General features: G+C 34.8%; 5 protein-coding genes. 4 read left to right on the top strand and 1 reads right to left on the bottom strand.

All coding sequences use genetic code 11. From position 1 onward, the window contains the following. Window positions 1-1,617: translation elongation factor 4 (gene lepA / locus ABY905_RS01190; protein ID WP_372639583.1), on the bottom strand; the 1,617-nt coding region annotated here is incomplete at its 3' end. Between the two features lie 825 nt (window positions 1,618-2,442). Here lepA and ABY905_RS01185 point away from each other — a divergent pair. The 4 genes from ABY905_RS01185 (at window position 2,443) to ABY905_RS01170 (ending at window position 7,353) form a co-directional block, all read left to right on the top strand. Beyond that, window positions 2,443-3,354 carry a hypothetical protein gene (locus ABY905_RS01185; RefSeq protein WP_372639582.1) on the top strand — a complete coding sequence of 304 codons (912 nt, stop codon included), beginning with the start codon at window positions 2,443-2,445 and terminating at the stop codon, window positions 3,352-3,354. 131 nt (window positions 3,355-3,485) lie between these two features. Further along, window positions 3,486-4,001, top strand: a complete 516-nt coding sequence (locus ABY905_RS01180; RefSeq protein ID WP_372639581.1) for an RNA polymerase sigma factor — start codon at window positions 3,486-3,488, stop codon at window positions 3,999-4,001. Then, window positions 4,001-4,873 (top strand): FecR family protein, encoded by an 873-nt coding sequence (locus ABY905_RS01175; RefSeq protein WP_372639580.1) that lies wholly within the window; start codon window positions 4,001-4,003, stop codon window positions 4,871-4,873. The genes ABY905_RS01180 and ABY905_RS01175 overlap by 1 nt, the downstream gene beginning before the upstream one ends. Next, window positions 4,870-7,353 (top strand): TonB-dependent receptor plug domain-containing protein, encoded by a 2,484-nt coding sequence (locus ABY905_RS01170; protein WP_372639579.1) that lies wholly within the window; start codon window positions 4,870-4,872, stop codon window positions 7,351-7,353. Before ABY905_RS01175 ends, ABY905_RS01170 begins: the two co-directional genes overlap by 4 nt. The last annotated feature ends 254 nt before the right edge of the window (window positions 7,354-7,607 follow it).

Below are 7,607 nucleotides of genomic sequence, written 5' to 3'. Positions count from 1 at the left end.
TCTGGAAATGATTTTAGCACCAATTGCACCTTGAATCGCAATGTCAAACTGTTGACGTGGGATGAGTTCTTTTAATTTTTCACACATTCTTCGACCGAATGATTGAGCATTGTCGAAGTGAATTAAAGTAGAAAGAGCATCAACGCCTTCACCATTCAAAAGAATATCCAATTTCACCAATTTGGCTGGTTTTACACCAATTAGGAAATAGTCAAAAGACGCATACCCCTTCGAGATACTTTTCAGTTTATCGTAGAAATCGAAAACAATCTCTCCCAATGGCATCTCGTAAGTTAACTCAACACGATCACTGGTTAGGTATTGTTGATTGGTCATCATGCCTCGTTTGCTCAAGCAAAGGGTCATTAGTGAACCAACAAATTCTGATTTAGTAATGATTTGTGCTCGAATAAAGGGTTCTTCTATAAAGTCTAGCGAATTCGGATCAGGCATATCTGATGGATTATGCATTTCGAATGTATCACCCTTTTTTGTATGAGCAATGTACGACACGTTAGGAACAGTAGTAATCACATTCATGTTGAATTCACGATCCAAACGCTCCTGAATAATTTCCATATGTAAAAGACCCAGAAATCCACAGCGGAAACCAAAACCAAGAGCTAACGATGATTCAGGCTCAAAAGTAAGCGAAGCATCATTTAGTTTTAATTTTTCCATTGAAGCACGCAAGTCTTCGTAGTCTTCACTATCGATAGGATAAACACCAGCAAATACCATAGGTTTCACCTCTTCGAATCCTTCAATAGCCTTTTCGCAAGGATTCTCCTTGGTCGTAATGGTTTCACCTACTTTCACTTCTGTAGACGTTTTTATCCCTAATATGATATAACCAACGTCTCCTGTGCTCAGTATTTGGCGAGGTTCTCGTTCCAGACGTAAAACCCCAACTTCATCTGCGTAATATTCTTTATCGGTATTTAAGAATTTAACCATATCTCCTTTTCGTATTTCACCATTCATTATTCTGATGTAGGTGATAATGCCACGAAAAGCATTGTAGGTAGAATCGAAGATTAAGGCTTGTAAAGGAGCTTTCGTGTCGCCACTTGGAGCTGGAACTCTATCGACAATGGCTTCCAATATTTCAGGAACACCTTCTCCTGTTTTACCACTTGCTGATAAAATATCCTCTCTCTTGCAACCCAAAAGATCAACAATCTGATCTTTCACATCTTCAGGATTTGCATTTGGTAAGTCAATTTTATTCAGGATAGGAATGATTTCCAAATCGTGTTCAATTGCCAAATACAAATTTGATATGGTTTGTGCCTGTATGCCTTGAGTTGAGTCAACAATCAATAAGGCTCCCTCGCATGCTGCAATCGATCTTGAAACTTCATAAGAGAAATCGACGTGTCCAGGAGTGTCAATTAGGTTTAATACATAATCTTCACCATTTTCTTTATAATCCATTTGAATGGCATGACTCTTAATGGTGATACCACGTTCACGCTCTAGATCCATATCATCAAGTACTTGGGCTTGCTGTTGGCGTTCGCTGACTGTTTCAGTTACCTGTAACAAACGGTCGGCAAGTGTACTTTTCCCGTGATCGATGTGGGCTATTATGCAAAAATTACGAATGTTCTTCATCTTCAAAAATCAAATTAGATAATGCTTGAGACTCCTAATCGTTTTACAACTGATTCAACTTCATTTACGGAGCTTCTTAACCAATCAACAAAGATATTCAATTCCTTGGATTAGACAAGATGATTAAGATCCTTTAAATAAGAAGTATAACTAATGAGATGAAAGCTAATTTCTTGTTTGAAGTAGTTTTCTTGATTTTGTAGATCCTAAGTCTTTGATTTATTTAATAAATAGGATAAATAATGAGATTTCGGATGTGCTTGATTTTCTATAATCTAACTTAAATATTTTTGCCAGGATTGAATTTGAGATAAAGTTTTTAATCCTGGCAGAATGTGTTTCTACTTAAAATTTCTAATGGCTTTAATCAATGCAAAAAAACAAATGCTTGATCCTAAAATTAGTAATGAATATGTATAAGTTTTATTATTTGAATAAAACTGAACCCCAATGGCGACTGTAATAATGCTGAAACCCAAAATTGAATAAATCTGAGCCTTTTTTAATTTCCTTTCTTTCACTTATCGTTCTTTTTTAATCAACATGTAACAATTCCTGTCAACTAATTAATTCCCTATTATGGGGAAAAGTAACCCAAAAAAGTGCTGTTTTCTTTTAATAGATTAATCTTGTTGATAAAGGCATTCAAAAACCTGATAATCGTCTGGAATTACTTTCATACGATCTTATCAGATATCTATAAAAAAGTTTTTTTGATATTAAAGGTAGGGTGAAAGATGATTTATGCGGTATACATGTAGAAGAAGGAATAATGAATCATTCTTTCCGAAATAAAATGAGTTAAACCCATAAAAATCTATAATCATGAAAAAGTTATTATTTGTTTTTTTAATAGGAATAGCCTTCGCATCATGTGATAAATCGGATGACAGTGTGAAATTTATTGGCGAAGATGAGATTAGTATAACAGATGTTGCCTCAGTTATTGATACGGAAGTAGCTATCGCTAATGTTATGACAGAAGTCGACTATGAAAGTGATATGTTTACTTTAGAAGAGAGTTCAACAAAATCAGGAGGTTATGGATATCGATTTCAAAATTTGGCAGAACTATATAAAAGATGGCGCTGTTACCAAGATGATTTAGGACCTGTGGTTACCATTGAAGAAGGTGATAATGAGGGTTTCCCTAAAACAATTACTATTGATTATGGTGATGGTATTACTTTAAGGAATGGTAGAGTGATAAGTGGTATTGTGACTATAGTCGTTTCAGCGCTTCCTAGAACTGATGGGGCTATGCGTGAATTTACTTATCAAAATTTTAAAGTGGATTCTATTGGAATAGCAGGTTATAAAAAGGTTGTATTTTCTGGCGAAAGTGGTGTGTCAAGAAAGTTTGATCATGAGTATGATTTGAACTTTACTTTTGCAGATGAGACAGAGGTTTCTTGCGTCGGAAATAAAACGAAGGAATGGGTAGAAGGATTAGACACAAGTTATGACAGAGCTGATGATAAAATCCACATTACAGGACAGGATGTTTTTGTCGACTCTGAAAATAATGAGTTTAAGAAAGAGATTGCAGATTACTTATTACGATTAGGGACGTGTAAATTTATCGTAAGTGGTGTCGTTGTTTATTCTCAGAATAGTGAAGAGTTTGCCAGAGTTGATTTTGGAGATGGAACGTGTGATGATAAGGCTATAAAAACGACTACTGATGGTGACGAAGAGATTACTCTTGGAAATCATAGACACGGAAGAAAGAAATAAGTTTGGGATAAAAAAATGGAATAGTGATTGGCATACCTGCTGATTGCTATTCCATATATAGATAATGACTATATTTCAGTGCTTTATCTAAAAAACATTTTATTTTTAAGCGAACTATTTTACACACTGTTTTGAACCAAGAACAATTCAAATATCTTTTCAACACCTATTTCGATGCTATTCGAAACTATTTGTATTTCCGATCAGGAGATTCAGAATTGTCGACTGATATTGCACAAGAGAGTTTTATGAAGGTTTGGGAAAAGCGTGATAGTTTTAACGAGCCTCCAGGCAAGGCTTTACTCTATAAGATGGCAAATGATCTATTTATTTCCAGATATAGAAGAGATGTTGTTGCACAGAATTATATTGCTAACGAAAAGCAATATGATGAAACGGAATCTCCCGAAGATATTCTACAGTACAAGGAATTGAATCATAAATATGAATTGGCCTTGACTCAATTATCTGAAAAGCAAAGAGTGGTTTTTTTAATGAGCCGGGATGAAGGGTTTAAATATTCAGAAATCGCAGAGCGATTGAACCTATCAGTAAAAGCAGTGGAAAAACGAATGAAGAATGCTCTTCAGTTTTTGAGAAATGCATTGAAAAATGAAATTATTTTAAATCAACCAATAAAATTCTAATGAGTTTTGACTTGAAAAATATGGATCAATATTCTGATGAGGAGTTTTTAAACGCCTTACCAGAGATTGAATTGCCTTATTCAAAATCGAAGGATGAAATTTGGACTGAGATGTTTACTGATATTGAAGACATTCAAAAATCAGTAAGGAAAATAAAAAGCCATTGGTTGATGTATTCGCTCGCTGCAAGTTTGTTGCTTGTTGTAGCATGTGCTGCTTTTATGCGTTTTTATACTGAAAGCATATATTGTCCTAAAGGGGAACATTTGGCCGTATTATTGCCTGATAATAGCAGAGTAGAGCTTAATGCAAACTCCAGTTTGACTTACCATCCTTATTGGTGGCGATTTTCTCGTGAAGTTAAATTTGAAGGCGAGGCATTTTTTAATATCAGTAAAGGGAATCGTTTCGATATTGTATCTCGTTCTGGTTCCACTAGTATCTTAGGTACGAGTTTTAATATCTATACACGAAAGAATAATTATAAAGTAACCTGTTTTACGGGAAAGGTTAGGGTTCTTTCGAATATGACCAAGGAAGAGGTTGTTCTATATTCAAAGGATTTTGCTTCGATTAATAGAAATGGTCAGATAGAATTGGAAACAGGAATAAATGTTAAAGAAAAGACCATGTGGCGCGATCATATATTTTTCTTTACGGCTACCCCAATTCAACAAGTTTTTGAGGAAATTGAGTTGCAATATGATATTCGCATTGTAAAAAAAGATTTAGCGAAAATTCCCTATACTGGGAACTTCAAAAAAAGCAATTCAGTTGATGAAGTCTTGAATTGGGTTTGTTTACCTTTAGGATTAGAATATTCGAAAGTTTCATCAAAAAAGTACATTGTAGGTTCAAAACAAACTAAGTGAAATTAAAAATCATCATTCTACTCTGCTTCGTTTTCGCAATAAGACTCAGTTCATATTCTCAAGAAATTAGAGTCGACGCGAAACAACAAAGCTTAAATCAAGTTCTCATTGATTTGAGAGATAGGTATGATGTGCAATTTTCTTTTAATGATGAGCTACTCTCCAAATTCATCATTACGACATCCCAAACTTTCCCTGAAGTAGAAGAAGCGATTAGATTCTTATTAAAAAGCACCTCACTTGATTATCAATATTCAGATGGGGTTTTTCTTATTTATGCTGATGTGAGAAAAAAGAAGTATTACTTAAGAGGGAATCTATACGATCTTGAAACCAATGAAAGTTTACCTTATTCGCATTTGTCTATAAATTATATACCACAAATTAGCGATTTGAGTGGTGGTTTTTCTTTCACTTCTGAAGAAGGTGGAAATTTACATCTTCAGGCTTCACACTTGGGCTATTTTATTCTGGATACGGTTCTAAATACCAGCAATATTCATAAACTCTATCTTCATCCCGCCAAGGCAGACTTGCCTGAAATTTTGGTTTCAGACAGAATGGTTCAAAATTTCATTAAGATTGGGAATGAAGCTGGTCATATTAGTCTAAACCATAAAATAGTGAACTTTTTGCCAGGCAATGGTGATAATTCTGTGTTCGAACTGTTGCGAATGCAGCCTGGTATTGCAGCCTCAAATGAACAATCTGACCGAGTGATTATTTGGGGATCTTATGAAGGAGAAACTCAGGTTTTATTTGATAAAATAACACTTTGGGGACTAAAGAATTCTTATCAGGATATTGGAGATATTAATCCTTTAATGGCAAAACATATCGATGTTGAAAAGGGTGGGTACGACGCGCGTTATGACGGGGGAGTTGGAGGTTTTGTAAATATTACGGGTAAAAACGGAAATAAGAATAAGCCTGCATTTAATTTAGTATTGAGTAATGTGACTGCTAATGCTTCGTTAGAATTGCCTTTGAGTAAAAAGTCGTCACTCATTGCTGCATACCGCCAGACTTACTATAATTTGTATGAAAACAAGTCGCTGGAACCCCTTAGTATTAATTCCCAAAATGATTCACAGAAAGCATCAAATATAATTTTGACACCTAATTATCAATTTCGGGATATGAATCTGAAATATTCCTATTCTGGAGATAAAGGGGATGCATTTCAGGTAAGTTTACTTCATGGTTTCAATAAATACGATTATGGTTTTACTGATGGACGATACAATCAGATCAAAAAGAGTAAGGATGAAGAAACAGAACAATTTGGTGCTTCAGCTTTGTATAATAAGCAATGGAAAAAAGGAGGTAGAAGTGAGCTTTTTGTTACAAGTTCAGGTTTAAATTCATCCCTTACTAATTTAGTGCAGATTTATAGGATAAGAAATCAGGAAACAGAAATTCGGCGTAAAGATGATAGGAACACGAAGGTTCTGGAATATAAAGCTGGATTGAGACATGATTTCAACCTATCAAAAAATATTCTAGTGCAAACTGGAATGACATATTTATATAATAAAATCGAATATTCTGAAGATTCACTTGATGTGAGTACAATGAATTATGATTCAAACTTGGGGAGGCTGAGTGGATTTTTGCAGAATAAGATTTCACTCAATGGGAAACTAAGTGCAAAAATAGGTGCTAATTTAAGTTATCCAACCTTAATAAAACGATTGTATATTGATCCTAGAATTTCACTGGGTTATGAAATATCGCCGTCAGTATCGGTAAATTCAGCTTGGGGTATTTATAGGCAATTTATGAGTCGCAGTATTATTTGGGATGATGAAGGTAATCGTCGCAATTTTTGGGTGGGAGCAGATAATAAGACCATACCAATTTTAAATTCGCAACATTTTGTTTTAGGCACTTCCTATCATCAGGATGATTTTACGATGAGCTTGGAAGCCTATCACAAGTATACTAAAGGACACACGCGTTATTTCAAAAATAGAACAGTAGAGGGCATAACAATTGGTAAAAGCCAGACCTATGGACTAGATGTGTATTTGAAAAAGACGATAAATAAACACGCCTTTTGGTTCGCTTATACATTGGGCAGAACTGAGGAGAAGTTTGAGTATGGTCGGGTTCAAACTTTCCAAAGAGCTCTTCACGATCAAACTCATGAACTTAAACTTGCAGGTTTGGTTAATGTTGGTCGTTTTTATTGTTCGGCTAATTACATTTTGGGGTCAGGCTTTCCTTCCTATAACGAACTTCAGAATACGATTGTCTCAGAACCCAATTATAGTCGATTAGATGCCTCTGTTATCTATAAAATGAAACCTAAAAAAGTAAAAGCGGAGTTTGGATTGATGTTCCTAAACGTTTTTGATAGGGAAAATATTAATTATTTCGACTCGGAGCAAGTGAAAATAGGACAGGAGACGATATTGAGTGTCAACGAAAAGACCACGCCTTTTTCGGTACGATTATTTTTGAAGATTGGTTTTTAATACGTTTTAAACCTCGAAGAATCTAAGTGATCGGAAAAGTGATTTACTCCAGAAATAAACTACTAATTCTAACAGAAGGGATGATTCACAATTATATCTAATATGCCCCTACGAAGCGATTTGTTCACTATCCTCACGACTTAGTATTCTTCAGATTTGGTTAATAATTAGACGACCCAAACAGTGGGAAAACTGTTTAAGTTGCCCTGCACCATTAAACCGACTTTTCAACTTCTCATAGCCTCATTAAATTT

This window comes from Ancylomarina sp., assembly GCF_041555295.1.
Taxonomy (GTDB): domain Bacteria; phylum Bacteroidota; class Bacteroidia; order Bacteroidales; family Marinifilaceae; genus Ancylomarina.
This window is presented reverse-complemented; position numbering and strand designations above follow the sequence as displayed.

Excerpts from the sequence above, each read along its gene's own strand:
- ABY905_RS01185 (WP_372639582.1), top strand. The coding sequence starts at position 2,443 with ATGAAAAAGTTATTATTTGTTTTTTTAATAGGAATAGCCTTCGCATCA.
- ABY905_RS01175 (WP_372639580.1), top strand. The coding sequence starts at position 4,001 with ATGAGTTTTGACTTGAAAAATATGGATCAATATTCTGATGAGGAGTTT.